General features: G+C 66.7%; 10 protein-coding genes and 1 pseudogene. 2 read left to right on the top strand and 9 right to left on the bottom strand.

All coding sequences use genetic code 11. The features are described 5' to 3' along the window. Positions 1 to 59: 59 nt before the first annotated feature. Positions 60 to 932 carry a LysR family transcriptional regulator gene (locus L6D89_RS13610; protein WP_236200078.1) on the top strand — a complete coding sequence of 291 codons (873 nt, stop codon included), beginning with the start codon at positions 60 to 62 and terminating at the stop codon, positions 930 to 932. A gap of 111 nt (positions 933 to 1,043) precedes the next feature. Here the strand turns inward: L6D89_RS13610 and L6D89_RS13605 are convergent, their stop codons facing one another. The 5 genes and pseudogenes from L6D89_RS13605 to L6D89_RS13585 all read right to left on the bottom strand — a co-directional run bounded on the left by L6D89_RS13605 (position 1,044) and on the right by L6D89_RS13585 (position 8,599). Then, the gene (locus L6D89_RS13605; RefSeq protein ID WP_236200077.1) at positions 1,044 to 3,479 is read right to left on the bottom strand and encodes an efflux RND transporter permease subunit; all 2,436 of its coding nucleotides are present in this window, start codon (positions 3,477 to 3,479) and stop codon (positions 1,044 to 1,046) included. Positions 3,480 to 3,523: 44 nt separating this feature from the next. Next, entirely contained in the window at positions 3,524 to 4,600 is a 1,077-nt protein-coding gene (locus tag L6D89_RS13600) for a WD40/YVTN/BNR-like repeat-containing protein (protein WP_236200076.1), read from the bottom strand. A gap of 54 nt (positions 4,601 to 4,654) precedes the next feature. Further along, positions 4,655 to 6,013, bottom strand: a pseudogene (locus tag L6D89_RS13595) (DUF1329 domain-containing protein). Between the two features lie 41 nt (positions 6,014 to 6,054). Further along, a complete protein-coding gene (locus tag L6D89_RS13590) occupies positions 6,055 to 7,893 on the bottom strand; it encodes a DUF1302 domain-containing protein (RefSeq protein WP_236200075.1) in 1,839 nt (612 codons plus the stop codon). Between the two features lie 172 nt (positions 7,894 to 8,065). Then, positions 8,066 to 8,599: an RBBP9/YdeN family alpha/beta hydrolase gene (locus L6D89_RS13585; RefSeq protein ID WP_373874955.1), complete on the bottom strand. Its 534-nt coding sequence runs from the start codon at positions 8,597 to 8,599 to the stop codon at positions 8,066 to 8,068. Positions 8,600 to 8,976: 377 nt separating this feature from the next. On the opposite strand from L6D89_RS13585, the gene L6D89_RS13580 reads away from it, so the two are divergent. Next, complete coding sequence (locus L6D89_RS13580; RefSeq protein WP_236173616.1) at positions 8,977 to 9,981, top strand: AraC family transcriptional regulator; 1,005 nt, start codon at positions 8,977 to 8,979, stop codon at positions 9,979 to 9,981. A 945-nt stretch (positions 9,982 to 10,926) separates the two neighbouring features. Here L6D89_RS13580 and L6D89_RS13575 read toward each other — a convergent pair. Genes L6D89_RS13575 through L6D89_RS13560 form a run of 4 tightly spaced genes read right to left on the bottom strand, consistent with a single transcriptional unit; the run spans position 10,927 to position 14,211 of the window. After that, positions 10,927 to 11,937 carry a YeiH family protein gene (locus L6D89_RS13575; RefSeq protein WP_236200073.1) on the bottom strand — a complete coding sequence of 337 codons (1,011 nt, stop codon included), beginning with the start codon at positions 11,935 to 11,937 and terminating at the stop codon, positions 10,927 to 10,929. Beyond that, positions 11,934 to 12,260 carry a Rieske (2Fe-2S) protein gene (locus L6D89_RS13570; RefSeq protein WP_236200072.1) on the bottom strand — a complete coding sequence of 109 codons (327 nt, stop codon included), beginning with the start codon at positions 12,258 to 12,260 and terminating at the stop codon, positions 11,934 to 11,936. The genes L6D89_RS13575 and L6D89_RS13570 overlap by 4 nt, the downstream gene beginning before the upstream one ends. Further along, positions 12,257 to 12,922, bottom strand: coding sequence for a DsbA family protein (locus L6D89_RS13565; RefSeq protein WP_236200071.1), 666 nt, complete (start codon positions 12,920 to 12,922; stop codon positions 12,257 to 12,259). The genes L6D89_RS13570 and L6D89_RS13565 overlap by 4 nt, the downstream gene beginning before the upstream one ends. After that, the gene (locus tag L6D89_RS13560) at positions 12,922 to 14,211 is read right to left on the bottom strand and encodes an MFS transporter (RefSeq protein ID WP_236173578.1); all 1,290 of its coding nucleotides are present in this window, start codon (positions 14,209 to 14,211) and stop codon (positions 12,922 to 12,924) included. Before L6D89_RS13560 ends, L6D89_RS13565 begins: the two co-directional genes overlap by 1 nt. Between the last annotated feature and the right edge of the window lie 34 nt (positions 14,212 to 14,245).

The raw sequence follows: 14,245 nt of genomic DNA, 5'->3' as shown, positions 1-14,245 counted from the left end.
GAATCGTTAGTCAAATTCACACAAAAAGGCCTTCCATGCGTCAGAACAGTGCGTTCCGAATGCCCTCCCTCATCGCCCTGCGCGCTTTCGAGGCGCTGGTCCGCCAGGGCAGCATCAGCCGTGCGGCGCTGGAGTTGCACGTCACCCACGGGGCGGTCAGCCACCAGGTGAAGAAGCTGGAAGAAGAGCTGGGCATGGCGCTGGTGGAGCGCCAGGGCAAGGGGGTGAAACTGACCGCCGCCGGGCGCCAGCTGAGCCAGCAGATCAGCAGCGCCTTCGACCAGTTGCGCGACATCCGCCGTGCCCTGCCCAGCGAGGAGCCCGCCGGCGAACTGCGCATCGCCTGCGCCCCGGCGCTGCTCGCCCGCGTGTCGTCGCTGCTGGAGAAGTTCCTGCGCAACTACCAGGAAGTCGCCCTGCACCTGCTGCCGATGAGCAGTGACCTGGGCCAGGTGGACATGGTGATTTCCTTCGGCGAGACGCATATCGAGGGCCAGCGCTTCGCCGCGCTGGGCGATATCCGTTACTTCCCGGTGTGCAGTCCGCGCCTGCTCAACACCCACCAGGAGCACCTGCGCAAACCGCGCGACCTGGCGCGCCAGGTGCTATTGCACGAAGACATCGGTTTCGACTGGAGCCGCTACTTCCTCGCCGCCGGGGTACCCGGCCTGCAGGCTCGGCAGAACGTCTTCCTGCCCGACGCCTACCTGACCATCCGCGCCGCGCTGGCCGGCGGCGGCGTGACCATCAGCGACCATATCCTGGCTGGCGAGGAACTGGCGGAAGGCCGCCTGGTGCGCCTGTTCGACATCGACTTCCCGGCGCCCCACCCCTACTTCCTGATCATCCCGCCCCATGGCAACCAGGCCCTGGCGCGGGAGTTCGCCGACTGGCTGCTGCACGAGCTGGAGGCGATTCCGGCGTTTGATTGAAACGGGATAGCCCTCTGCGCCCTGCACCCGATCGCGGACGGAGTCCGCTCCTACGCAGATGCGAGGACCTGTGTAGGAGCGGACTCCGTCCGCGATCGACTCACCGGCAGCTCAGAGCTTCCGCCCACCGAGCAGGAAATGCGATAGCGCCGGGATCAGGATCAGCGCCCCGAGCATGTTCCAGAGGAACATGAAGGTCAGCAGGATGCCCATGTCCGCCTGGAACTTGATCGGCGACCAGGCCCAGGTGATCACCCCTGCCGCCAGGGTCACACCGACCAGCGCGACCACCTTGCCGGTGAACGCGACGGCCTGCTGGTAGGCCACCGACAGCGGCAAGCCAGCCCGCTGCATCTGCAACTGCACACTGAGCAGGTACAGCGCGTAGTCCACGCCGATCCCCACGCCCAGCGCGATCACCGGCAAGGTGGCGACCTTCACGCCGATACCCATCATCACCATCAGCGCCTCACAGAGAATCGAGGTAAGCACCAGCGGCAGCAACGCCACCAGGGTCGCGCGCCAGCTGCGGAAGGTGATCAGGCAGAAGATGCCCACGGCCGCATAGACGTAGAACAGCATGCGATGGTTGGCCTCGCGCACCACGCGGTTGGTCGCCGCCTCGATGCCGGCGCTGCCGGCGGCCAGGAGGAACTGGCGATCCGGCGTGCTGTTGGCGCGGGCGAAGTTCTCGGCGATGCCGGCCACTTCGTCCAGGGTCTGCGCCTTGTGGTCCTTGAGGAAGGCGATCACCGGCATCAGCGAACAATCGGTATTGAACAGCTCCGGGGTGTTCACCGAGGCCTGCTGGGCGGCGTAGTTGAGCACGTCCTGATTGCGTTGCAGGCTGGCGAACTTGGGGTTGCCCTCGTAGGTGCCGGCGGTGATCTGGCGCACCGCGTTGACCAGCGAAGTGGTGGCCTGCACGCCGTCGTGCTGTTGCAGCGCCCACCCCAGACGGTCGGCGAGGATCAGCGTGCGGTAGTTCAGGCAGCCTTCGGGGGCGGTCTTCACCATCACCGCGAAGAGGTCGCTGGACAGCGCGTAATGGCTGGTGATGTAGGCGTTGTCGCGGTTGTAGCGCGAGTCGGCGCGCAGCTCCGGCGCACCGGCGTCGAGGTCGCCGATCTGCAGGTGCTGGCTGACCAGCAGGCCACCCGCGCCGAGCAGCGCCGCCACGGCCAGGGCGACAGTCGCCCAGCGCCGCTCGGTGAAGTGGTCGAGCAATGCCCACAGCCTGCCGATGCCCTGCTGGCGGTCCACCTGGCGTTCCTCGCGCAGCGCACGCTCGGCGGCACGCTGGCTGACGCCGACATAGGAGAGCGCCACCGGCATCATCAGCAACGAGGTGAATATCAGCACCGCCACGCCGATGCTCGCGGCAATCGCCAGGTCCTGGATCACCGGGATGTCGATCAGCATCAGCACGGCGAAGCCCACTGCATCCGACAGCAGCGCAGTGACGCCGGCGAGGAACAGGCGGCGGAAGGTGTTGCGTGCGGCCACCTGCTTGTGGGTGCCACGGCCGATGTCCTGCATGATGCCATTCATCTTCTGGGTGGCGTGGGACACGCCAATGGCGAAGATCAGGAACGGCACCAGGATCGAGTACGGGTCCAGCGCGTAGCCCAGCCACGCCACCAGGCCGAGCTGCCAGACCACCGCCAGCAGCGAACAGCCGATCACCAGCAGGCTGCTGCGCAGGCAGCGGGTGTAGAAGAAGATGATGACGAAGGCGGTGACCACCGCCAGTCCGAAGAACAGCATCACCCGCAGCAGGCCGTCGATCAGGTCGCCCACCAGCTTGGCGAAGCCGATCACGTGCAGGCGCACCGGGCCCTTGCCCTCCTCGCCGGCGGCGAAGGCGCGGGCATCGCCGAGGTATTCGTACTTCAGGCGCAGCTCGTCGAGGGCGCGGGAGAACTCGCGGTAGTCGATGCCCTTGCCGGTGGCCGAGTCGCGATCGAGCAGCGGCACCACCAGCATGCTGGAGCGGAAGTCGTTGCCCACCAGGCTGCCGACGATGCCGGCGCGGGCGATGTTCTCGCGCAACTGGCCGATGGCCTCGGGTTTGCCGTCGTAGCCGTCGGGCATCACCGGGCCGCCCTGGAAACCTTCCTCGGTGACCTCGGTCCAGCGCACCGCCGGCGACCACAGCGACTTCATCCAGGCGCGATCGACGCCATGGCTGAGGAACAACTGGTCGCTGATCTGCCGCAGGCTGGCGAGGTAGGCCGGGTCGAAGATGTCGCCGTTGGGGTTCTCCACCACTACCCGTACCGAGTTGCCCAGGCCACGCAACGCGGCGCGGTTATCCAGGTAATTGCGGATGTAGGGATCGCCGTGGGGGATCATCTTCTCGAAGGCCGGGCGCATCTCCAGGCGGGTTACGGCCATGTAGCCCAGCACCAGGGTGACCAGCGCGATCATGGCGATGAACAGCGCGCGGTGGTTGAACACCAGGCGCTCCAGCAGGTTGCCGCTGTGGGTGTCGAAGTCCCGCAGTTCGCGGACTACAGGCATCTCGCCTTGCTTGAGGTCGACCATCAGGCTGTCTCGCTTGCTCTTGTTCTTATGAAAGGCCGGCGCGCTCAGCGCACCGGCATGGCGTTCTCGCGAACGCCGCGGGTGCCCACCAGCAGCAGGCGACCGGGGCCGGCCACGGCGCCGCTGACGGGCAGGCGCTCGGCCAGTTCCAGGGGTTTGAAGCTCGCGCCACGGTCATCGCTGACCAGCCCCTGGCCAGCCTGGCTGAACAGGTACAGCCGGCCGCTGGCGTCGAAGCTGGCGGCGGTCAGGCTCACCGGCAGGCCGGTATCCACCGCGCTCCAGCTGGCGCCGCCGTCGAGGCTGCGGATAGCGTGGCCGCGCAGACCGTAGGCGAACACCAGGCCGGGCCGCGCAACGATGCCGAAGAAGCTGCCGGCGTAGGGCGACGGCAGGGCGACGAAGCGTTCCTGCTGGCCCTCCTGTTGGTGGGAAAGGCGCAGCAACAGGCCCTGCTCGCCGACGATGAACAGGTCATCGCCGCTGGCCGCGATGGCGGTCAGGTGCAGCGCCTGCGGGTTGTCGATGCGATGGTTCCAGGGCTCCCAGCTACGCCCGCCGTCACCGGTATGCAGGATCAGGTTGAAGGCACCGACCACGAAGCCTTCGTTGGCATCGCGGAACCACAGGTCGAGGAACGGCTTGTCGGCGCCCTCCTCCTTGAATCGCCGCGCCTGCTCCAGCCAGGTGGCGTTGTCCGGCTGCGGATGGGCGGCGTAGTAGTCGAGCATCAGCTGGCCGATCTGCCGGCCATCGAGCTGGCGCTCCCAGTGGATGCCGCCGTCGGCGCTGTGCAGCACCACGCCATCGTGGCCCACCGCCCAGCCGTCCTGCGGCGTGGGGAAGCGCACGGCGGTCAGATCCGAGCTGACCGGCACCGCGGCCTGGCGCCAGGCGCTGCCAGCGTCATCGGAGTAGAGAATGTGGCCGCGCGCGCCGACGCTCACCAGCCGCGAGTCGGCTTCGGTGATCGCCAGCAGCGGTACGCGGCTGGGGGCTTTGCTGTACGCCGCCGGCAGGTCGAGCACGTCGACGAAACCGTCAGCTGGCGTGGCGGCGTGGGCACCACCGGCCAGCAACAAGGCGCACAGCAACACCAGGGGCTTGAAGGGAATCTGCATGAAGCTTTCCTCGGGTAGAACAGCGGCGGCCCCGGCTGGAGCCGCCGCCCACGGTCAGCGGATGCCGCTGCCGGCCAGCGCCTCGGGGGACCACTGGGTCTTGGCCAGCGGGTCGATGTAGCTGATGCCGCCGTACGGGCCGACCACGCCGTTGATGTTGTACGAGCCGGCGGTCAGGTCGTAGATCATGAACGGCGTGGCGTCCGGGATACGCTTGTCGTAGCTCTGGCTGAGGAAGGCAAAGGAGCCGCGATAGAGCTGGCCGCGCGCGTCATATTGGTCGGAGGCCAGGGCCACCCAGCTGTCTTCGTCGAGGTAGAAGCGACGCTTGGCATAGATGTGCCGCGCACCGGATTTCAGCGTGCCTTCGACGACCCACACGCGATGCTTCTCCCAGCGCACGTAGTCCGGCGACAGGTGGTTGGGCGTGACCACCGGCTTGATGTCGCTGGCGTAGGTCAGGCGGTAGGTGTTGTAGGGCACGATCATTTCCTGCTTGCCCACCAGCTTCCAGTCGTAGCGGTCCAGCGCACCGTTGAAGACGAACACGTCGTCGTAGGTGCCGGCGCCGGCCATGCCGGGGTTCGGCGTGTCGTAGGCAAGGTTTGGCGCCAGCTTCACGCGGCGCTGGCCGGGCAGGTACTGCCAGGCGCGGCGCGGCTGCTGCAGCGGGTTGGCGGCGTCCTTGAGCATCATCGCCTCGCCGGCGCGACGGGCCGGGCCGCTGTAGTACAGCTTCATCTGGTAGTAGACCTCGGAGCCTTTCACCGGCTGGGTGAGGTCTTCGTACACCGGGTAGTTGATGAACGCCTAGCCGGTGGTGGCGAGGTTGGCGCTGCCCGAGGCGTCGACGTTCCAGGAGTCGTACTTGGCCTTGATGTTCACGCCCTGGTAGCGCAGCAGGAAGTTCCACATGGCTTCGGCGCCGGTTTTCGGAATCGGGAACGGCACGCCCGGCAGCGCGTTGTCGATCGCCGTGCCGCCTTCCAGGGACTGCGCGGTGACGGCGTTCTTCCTGCTGTTTTCCAGCACGGTGTCCGGCAGCGCGGCGCTGCGGTGAGTCGGGTAGACGTCGACGCGGAAGGTCGGATAACGCCTGGCCAGCTCGACGGTGGTGGCGGACAGCTGGTTCTTGTACTGCTCGACGTTCTTGCCGTCGATCACCAGCAGCGGCTTTTCACTGGCAAATGGGTCCGGACGCATGCTGTCGCCGGCCTTGAAGCCGGCCGGGGCGCTGGTCAGGCCACCAGCGTAGGCGGGAATCGCACCATCGCTGCTGGCGGCCTTCTCGGCGCCGACCAGGGTCAGGCTGCTGCCGAGCTGGGCGGCTTCCTGCGGGGACACGGCGGCCTGGGCCGCGCCACAAAGAGCCAGGCCGAGGGCGGTGGCGATCAGGGTGGGCTTGAAGTTCATGCTGTGTTTCTCCTGCTTCGAGGACGAAGCCTTACGTGAAATCAGAAGGTGGCCTTCAGGGAGGCAGTGACCATGCCGCGGTCCTTCAGCAGGGGCGCGAGGCCGCCCTGCGAGGTGATCTGGCCGGGGATGCACTGGTACTGGCCGTTGGCGCCGGGGGTGTTGTTGTCGCGGCCGCTCTCGCAGGTATCGAAGGGGCCGAAGGCGTCGACGTATTTCAGGTCCAGGCGGTACTGCTGGTGGAAGTCCGCGGCGACACCCACCGAGTAGCTGCCGGCGTCCTCGTTGCCGCCCAGTTGCACCGCCGAGTTGCCGTGCAGGCCGACGTTGTAGGACATGGGCATGGACAGGTCGACGCCGGGGAAGGCCTGGTACCAGGTCGGGGTGAAGTTGGCGGACATGGCGTAGGCGTTGGTGGTGACCTTGTCCACGCCGCGGTAGCTGGAGTCGCCCTTGAAGGTCTGCTCGCCTTCGGTGACGTCGATCAGGTGCGTCAGGGTGCCTTCCACCGCCAGCGAAGAGGCGTCCCACAACGGAGTGGCGCCGAAGGTCACCAGGCCGTTGAGCACGACGTGGAAGGTCTTGCCGCGAGCCAGGCCGGTATCGCCATCGCTGGGCAGCTCGCCGATCAGGTTGGCGCCGTTGATCGCGCCGCGCTTGGCGGCCGCGTAGAGCGTCGAGTTGACCGTGGTGAAGTTGCTCGCCAGCGGCATGTTCTCGCGGTAGTTCAGGTCCATGCCGACGCTGACGCCGGCGACTTCCTTGGACAGGCTGATGCCGTAGATATCGATATCGTCGGCGTAGGCGGTGATGTAGTTCATCCCCGGCAGGCCGGCGAGGCCGGGCTTGTGCAGGTTCGGTGCGTCGATGAGCACCGCCGGCAGGGTGTCCGAGGTCTTGCGGTAGTAGAAGCCCAGGGTGCCGTCGAGCCACTCGGGGCTCCACTTGGCCATCAGGCCGAAGTCGCCGGTGTTGCTCGGCTCGCGGTCATGCCCGCGTGGCGCGGCGTAGAAAGCGTTCTGCGCGGGCAGCGGCAGCCAGAAGACGTTGCCGCCGTCGTTGAGCATGTCGTAGGGGCCCATGTAGGTGCCGCCTTCGGGGAAGCGCGAGTTCTCGAACTCGAGGAAATACTGCGCGGCCAGGGTCAGCTCGGGGTTCACCGTCAGCGACGCGGACAACTGGTTGCGCGGCATGAACAGCTCTTTCGCCTCGGTGCCCGGCACGTTGTACAGCTTGCCCAGGTCCAGGGCCGACTGGCCGTAGTTGATGCCGTTGGCGGCGCTGAACAGCGTCTCGCCCCAGTAGATGGTGTGGCGGCCGAGCTTGCCGCTGAGCTGCATGTCGTCGCCGACCTGGTGGCTGGCGAAGACGAAGGCATCGAGCAACTCGCCGGACGGGCCGTTGTAGTAGCGGTCGGCGAAGTTGCTCAGGCCATGGGTGGCCGGCTGCGCGCCGCGCGGGGCGATGACCGTGCCGTCGCGGGTGACCAGGTGACCGGCATTGCCTTTCTGCCCGGGGAACGGGTTGCCGCCACCGACATCGTCGTAGGCATGGTCGTACCAGCCGGCGGCGCTGAGGCGGAAGCCCATGCTGTCGCGGTAGACGAAGTCCAGCTCGCTGAGCAGATCGAAACGCTGGGTCACCGGCGTGCCGGAGGAGAAGTTGCGGTCACCATCGTTGGTGTTGGCGGTCCCGGCGATCTTGCTGTTGGGCGACTCGACGCGCTGCCCGTAGCTGAGCTTGACGGTGTTGTCGAAGCGGATCGAGAAGTCCGGGTTGCCGGTGTCCAGCTCGAAGGCCTGCACGGGCTGGCCGGCCATGGCGGCGAGGATTGCGGTTGCCAGCAGGCAGCGCTGCAGGGAGTTGCTCTGGTGATGCATGCGTGTGCTCCGTTTCTTGTTGTGGTCGGGACGCTTTCCGGGCCCGTCCCGCGGCCCTTTATTGGCGATTGAAGAGTCCTGCGCCGGGGCGCACGAGGTCCTGCCCCGGCGCGAACGCCGGAACCGGGTTGCTCTTGAATCAGTTGCTGGTTGGATCGGTTGCCTGGGTGAGTCAGTGGTCGAGCATCTGGATCAGCGCCTCGGCCTCTGGCCAGTCACCGAATCCCGAAGCCGGGTTGAGGTGGCCGACGCGGCCCAGCTCCACCAGGCTGGCGCGCCAGTGGCGGGCCATCTGCTGGACCGCCGCCGGGCTGGCCAGCGGGTCGTTGTCGCTGCAGGCCACCAGGGTCGGGAACGGCAGCGGCTCCAGCGGCAGCGGCGCCCACCCCATCTCGGCAAGAACCGTCGGCTTGGGGTAATGCGCCGGCCAGTCGCCGTCCAGATCCGGCGGGGTGGCCAGCAGCGCGCCCTTGATCGGCCGGCGGTAGCGCGCCGCCCAGTGCGCGACCATCAGTACGCCAGCGCTGTGGGCGACCAGGATCACCTCGCCGTCGATGCTCTCCAGCTCGCGCTGAATGGCTTCGACGCGGGCGTTCAGGTCGAGCTTGTTCTCGCTCAGTGGCGGCACGCTGCGAGCATTGGGCAGGCGCTGCTCGAGCAGGGTCTGCCAGTGCTCGGCCACGTGGTCGCGCAGGCCGGGCACCATGAGGACGGTGGTGGAGGTCTTGTTGTTGTTCACCGAATCACCTTTGCCTGGATTTCGAACTTGTTGGACAGACAGTAGAGATGCCCCGGTGACGGTGCTTTGCATTGAGCGTCAGGCACTTCGCATTTGGTGACAGGCAATGCCCCGCCTGGCATCCCGCCACTCCGCCAGGTCCCTGCGTTACGGGACGTACGGTGCATTCCAGAGCGCCGCAGGCACTGGTCGAACTGCGAAACTTCGTACACGCTTGGTTACAGCTGTCGCTAGAATCTGACGTCATCGACCCAGCCAGCGTGCATTCCGGTCGCCAGGCGCCCACGAGCCCTGTCGATACGGTGCAACCACAAGAACAAAAAGGCGATTCACGCATGACCCCAATGGTTCGCATTGCGGCCCTCACCAACTACCTGGAAGTGGCCCGGCACCTGGGCCTCAACCCTCAGCAGCAACTGAGTGCGGTGGGCCTTTCCCAATCCATGCTCGAGCATCCGGAGCAACGCATTCCCGTTGCCGCGGCGGTGACCCTGCTGGAAGAGTCGGCACGCATCAGCGGCTGCGAGACGTTCGGCCTGCGCATGGCCGAATCGCGCCAGCTCGCCGATTTCGGCGTGATCAGCCTGCTGCTGTCGCACCAGGCGACGCTGCGCGAGGCGATGGATACGATCATTCGCTACCGCCACCTGCTCAACGAATCCCTGGCGCTGTACGTCGACCAGGAAGGCAAGATGGCGATCCTGCGCGAAGAGCTGCTCACCGTACCGCCAATGCCGATGCGCCAGGGCCTGGAGTTGGCCCTGGGCACCCTCTACCGCCTCTGCGCCGCCCTGCTCGGCCCGCACTGGCGGCCGATCAGCGTCAACTTCAGCCACGACGCCCCGGCGGACCTGCAGGTGCACCGCCGGCTGTTCGGCTGCAAGATCGAGTTCGGCAGCGAGTTCAACGGCATCGTCATCCCCGCCGCCGACCTGGACGCCGCCAACCCCATGGCCGACCCGGCCATGGCCCGGCACGCGCGCAGCTTCGTCGACTCCCTGCCCGGCGCCACCGACGGCAGCACGCTGAACGAGGTGCGCAAGTCGATCTACCTGCTGTTGCCCATGGGCCGCGCGACCATCGAGCAGATCGCCCAGTCGCTGGGGCTGAACGTGCGCACGCTGCAGCGGCGGCTGGAAGACAACGGGGTGACCTTTTCCGACCTGATCAACGAGGTCCGCCGCGAGCTGGTGCTGCGCTACATGGAGAACCCGCGCTATTCGCTGGGACGCATTGCGGATTTGCTGGGGTATTCGATGCCCAGCTCCTTCACCCGCTGGTTCGCCGTGCAGTACGGGATGTCGCCGGCGGCGTGGCGCAAGGAACATCTGGGGCGGGAGGGGGAGTGATTGATTCCTGATGGGGCGGTGCCGTGCGGTTCGCGAGCAAGCTCGCTCCTACGAAGAGCACGCCTTGGCTCTGGCTCTGGCTCTGGCTCTGGCTCTGGCTCTGGCTCTGGCTCTGGCTCTGGCTCTGGCTCTGGCTTAGCAAGGCTTCCAGATAAACATCAGCGCACTCCAAACGCCCCGTTCAGGAGGCCTCGTTGAAGCGGAGTTTCAGGGGTTGAGCGGCATGGATGCCGCGAGAGCCGCGATGGGCCAGGGATGGCCCTTCGCGGCGGGCCCCTGAAACTTCGATTCAACGAGGGAATTTTTCGCCTAAGCGAAAAACCGGATGTCCGGGGCGAGCCTTCTTGGTTACTTCTTTGGCGTTTGAAAGAAGTGACTCGCCCGAGGGGGCGAAACCCAATACATCCGAACACGCAAATGCGGCGCTAAACACCAACTCAAAACATCGCGGGCATGGCGTGCGCCTACAAATTGGCTCCCCCAGGAGCGGACCTTGTCCGCAGTGCTTTTGCTTGGGGTTGAGTGTTTCCGCGCCGCTTCGGCGTACGCGCGAACGTCTTGTTTCGCCCCCTCGGGCGAGTCCCTTTTGTCAACCGCCACAAAAGGAACCAAAAAGTCTCGCCCCTGACATCCGGCTTTTCGCTTCGCGAAAAGTACCCTCGGTTCTTCGGAGTTCCAGGGGCCCGCGGCGAAGGGCCATCCCTGGCCCATCGCCGCTCCCGCGACATCCATGTCGCTCAACCCCTGAAACTCCGATCACCTTCGGCCTCCTGAAAGGGGCACTCGGCGTGCGCGGAGGTTTCTCTGGAAGCCATCAAAAGCCAAAGCCAAAACAGGATTCTTTGCGTAGGGCGCATAACCCGGAACGGGTTATCCGCCGATACCACGTCGGCGGATAACGCTTGCGCGTTATGCGCCCTACGGCTTACGACCGACGCAGCGGGATCACCCCGCGACCTTCAACATCCCCAGCACCAGTACCGCCAGGAACACCGTCTCCCCCACCATCAGCAGGATCGGCTTCACCCCCACCGTTGCCAGCGCCTTGAGCTGAGTCTTCATGCCCAGCGCCGCGATGGAAATTACCAGGCACCACTGCGACAGCTTCCCACCCGCCTCAACCAGCATCGACGGCAACCAACCGGTGCTGTTCACTGCCGCCAGCAGCACGAAGCCCACGGCAAACCACGGCAACAGCGGTGGGCGTTTGTCGCCCGGCTCCACGCCGCGGGCGCGGGTGATCATCGCTGCGCAAAGAATCACCGGCAGCAGCATCGCCACGCGCATCAGCTTGACCACCGTGGCGCTGTCACCGACTTCCTTCGAAATGCTGTAGCCGGCACCAACCACCTGGGCCACGTCATGGATGGTACCGCCGAGGAAGATGCCCGCCTGCAACGGCGGCAGCCCCAGGGAGCGGACGATCATCGGGTAGAGAATCATCGCCAGGGTCGACAACGCCGATACCCCGAGCACGGTGAACAGCGTGGCCTTTTCCTTCTGCGTGTGCGCCGGCAGCGCCGCCGCCAGGGCCAGGGCCGCCGAGGCGCCGCAGATGGCGGTGGCGCCACCGGTGAGCAGGCCGAAGAGGAAGTTGAAGCCCATGGCGCGCGCCGCCGCAATCGACACCAGGATGGTCACCGTGACCAGCACCACCACCATGACCACCGGCTGCCAGCCCAGTTCGGCGATCTGCCCGAAGGTGATGCGGATGCCCAGCAGCGCTACGCCCAGGCGCAGGATTTCGCGGGCGGTGAATTCGATACCGGCCTTGCACACGCTATCGGCGGCGAGGAAGTTCAGCGCCAGGCCAAGCAGCAGCGCAAAGAGCATCACCGGTGCGCCGTAGTGCTCGGAGAGGAAGGTCGCGGCCGCCGCGACCATGGCGCTGACCAGCAGGCCCGGCAGCAGCGTGCGGCTGCGCGTGCCGAGCGCGGAAATCGTCAGCGCAGTCATGCCGGCACCTTTTCATCGCTGATCACTACATGGCACTCGCCGGCAATCCAGGAGATGCCATGCCGGCGCAGGCCGAAACCCCTGATGCCAGCCGGGCAGCCCGTGGCCAGGTCGAAACGCAGGCCGTGGGCCGGGCACTGCAACCAGCGGCCCTCCAGACGCCCGCTGAACAGCGAGGCGCCGGCATGGGGGCAGCTGTCATCGATGGCGTGCAGCTCACCATCGATATCGAACAGCAGGAAGGCGCCTTTCTCATGGAGGAACAGGCTTCTGCCGCCGCGCGCCGGCAAGCGCTCGGCGGGAACACGGACCACACCGCTCATGCCGGAATAGCCTCGGCAAACTGCCGCTCCAGCGCGCGATAGAGCGCTGCCAGCAACTGCTCGGGGCTCTGCCCGCCGAGGGCGAAGGCACGGCCTTCGAGGAGGAACATCGGCACGCTGGAATCGGCCAGGGCCACGCGCCGACCGATGAACTGGCGCGCACCGTCGGCCAGGGCTTCATCGAAATCGGCCAGGTTGAAATCGCAGGCGCGCAGCAGGCGGCACAGGGTGTCGCGATTGCCGATGTCCTGGCCCAGCTGGAAGTGCGCGCGGAAGATCATCTCCAGCAGCTGTTCCTTCTGGTTGTCGCTGCCGACGTGCGCCGCGCGCTGGAATACCCGATGCGCATAGGTGGTGTTGGGCATGCTGAGGATACGTTCGAGATCGAGGTCGACCTTGGCGCCCTCTGCCGCTCGCCGCACTTCACCCATGCGCGCCTTCACCGCACGCTTACCGCCCAGGCGGCGCTGGTAGAACTCGGCGAAGGGCTCGCCCTCCATCGGCAACTGCGGCAGCAATTGCAGGCCGAGCCAGTTCACCCGCACCCGCAGCTCGGGACGCTGGCGGGCCAGCAGGCGCAGCGCGACGTCGAGGTTGCGCTTGCCGATCAGGCACCAGGGGCAGATGAAGTCGAAGGTCATGTCCAGGTTGAGTGTCGGCATCAGGCGCCCTCCTCTTCGCCGCGCAGGCGGCGCATATCACGGTGGTAGTGACGGCGCGCGTAGAGGAACACCAGCGCGGCGAGAATGCTCAGCAACGGCACCAGCTGGAAGGCACGGTCCAGGCCGAGATGATCGGCCAGCACGCCGGTGAGCAATGGCCCGGGCGCCAGGCCCAGCAGGTTGTTGGCCAGGGTCAGCGTGGCGAAGGCCGTGCCGTGCACCGCCGGCGCGGTGAGGTTGGCGACCATCGCGCCGGACGGCCCGGAGGTGCCGGCAGCGACCAGCATGCCCAGGCAGATCAGGCTCAACTGCGCAGTGCCCGGCGGCAGGTGGAAGGCGATGGACAGCAGCACGCAGCTGACCAGGCAGAAACCGATGGCGAGGATGATCTTGCGCGGCGGGTTGGCGCGGCCCAGGCGGTCGCAGAGGATGCCGCAGAGCACCATGCCGGTCCCGCCGACCAGCACGATCACCGCCGAGATCATCCCGGCCTTGCCGGTATCGAGGTGGTAGTAGCGATTCAGGTAGCTGGGAATCCACACCATCACCGCGGCGGCAACGAACAGTTGCAGGCCACTGCCCAGGTAGGCGGCGATCACCGAGCGGCTGCCGAACAGGCTGCGCAGCGAGCGCCCGCCGACCTGGCGTGGCGCCTCGGCGGCGGCCACCGGGGCAATGCGTTTTTCGCTGACCACCAGCGGATAGAGCAACGCCAGCAGCAGGCCGAACAGCGCCATGCCGGCGAATGCCCAGCGCCAGCCCAGGTGCGCGGCAAGCACACCGCCCAGGCCCATGCCGAGCACCGAGCCGAACATGCCGCCGGCCATGAAGGCGCCAGTCAGGGTGGCACGCAGGTGCGCCGGGAAGACCGAGATGACCACGGCGATACCAACGCTACCGTAGGCGGCCTCGCCGACGCCGACGAAGAAGCGCGCGGCGAACATCTGCGGGAAGGTTTGCGCCACGGCGCAGCCCAGGGTGGCGAGACTCCACAGCATGGCCATCAGCGCCAGGCTGCGCACCCGCCCCCAGCGGTCGGCGAGCAGCGACAGGGGGAAGGTCAGCAGGCCGACCATCACCGCGACGATGCCGCTGAGCAGGCCGAGCTGCGCGTCGCTCAGGGCCCATTCGACCTTGAGCAGCGGGAACACGGCGTTGAGCACCTGGCGCGACATGTAATCGGAGATCAGCAGGCCGAAGGTCAGGGCGAACACCACCCAGGCATAGCGGCGCGGCACGCTGGGCGCGGTGGCAGGGATGTCGCCCAGGGCGACGGAGTGGATGGCCATGGTGCTAGCTCTCCGGGGGAGTCAGTGGATTCTT

It is taken from the genome of Pseudomonas pseudonitroreducens, from assembly GCF_021603645.1.
Taxonomy (GTDB): Bacteria; Pseudomonadota; Gammaproteobacteria; order Pseudomonadales; family Pseudomonadaceae; genus Pseudomonas; species Pseudomonas pseudonitroreducens.
Note: the sequence above shows the minus strand (reverse complement) of the source record. Positions and strands in the feature narration are given on the sequence as shown.

Excerpts from the sequence above, each read along its gene's own strand:
- L6D89_RS13610 (WP_236200078.1), top strand. The coding sequence starts at position 60 with ATGCCCTCCCTCATCGCCCTGCGCGCTTTCGAGGCGCTGGTCCGCCAG.
- L6D89_RS13605 (WP_236200077.1), bottom strand. The coding sequence starts at position 3,479 with ATGGTCGACCTCAAGCAAGGCGAGATGCCTGTAGTCCGCGAACTGCGG.
- L6D89_RS13600 (WP_236200076.1), bottom strand. The coding sequence starts at position 4,600 with ATGCAGATTCCCTTCAAGCCCCTGGTGTTGCTGTGCGCCTTGTTGCTG.
- L6D89_RS13590 (WP_236200075.1), bottom strand. The coding sequence starts at position 7,893 with ATGCATCACCAGAGCAACTCCCTGCAGCGCTGCCTGCTGGCAACCGCA.
- L6D89_RS13585 (WP_373874955.1), bottom strand. The coding sequence starts at position 8,599 with ATGGTGCCCGGCCTGCGCGACCACGTGGCCGAGCACTGGCAGACCCTG.
- L6D89_RS13580 (WP_236173616.1), top strand. The coding sequence starts at position 8,977 with ATGGTTCGCATTGCGGCCCTCACCAACTACCTGGAAGTGGCCCGGCAC.
- L6D89_RS13575 (WP_236200073.1), bottom strand. The coding sequence starts at position 11,937 with ATGACTGCGCTGACGATTTCCGCGCTCGGCACGCGCAGCCGCACGCTG.
- L6D89_RS13570 (WP_236200072.1), bottom strand. The coding sequence starts at position 12,260 with ATGAGCGGTGTGGTCCGTGTTCCCGCCGAGCGCTTGCCGGCGCGCGGC.
- L6D89_RS13565 (WP_236200071.1), bottom strand. The coding sequence starts at position 12,922 with ATGCCGACACTCAACCTGGACATGACCTTCGACTTCATCTGCCCCTGG.
- L6D89_RS13560 (WP_236173578.1), bottom strand. The coding sequence starts at position 14,211 with ATGGCCATCCACTCCGTCGCCCTGGGCGACATCCCTGCCACCGCGCCC.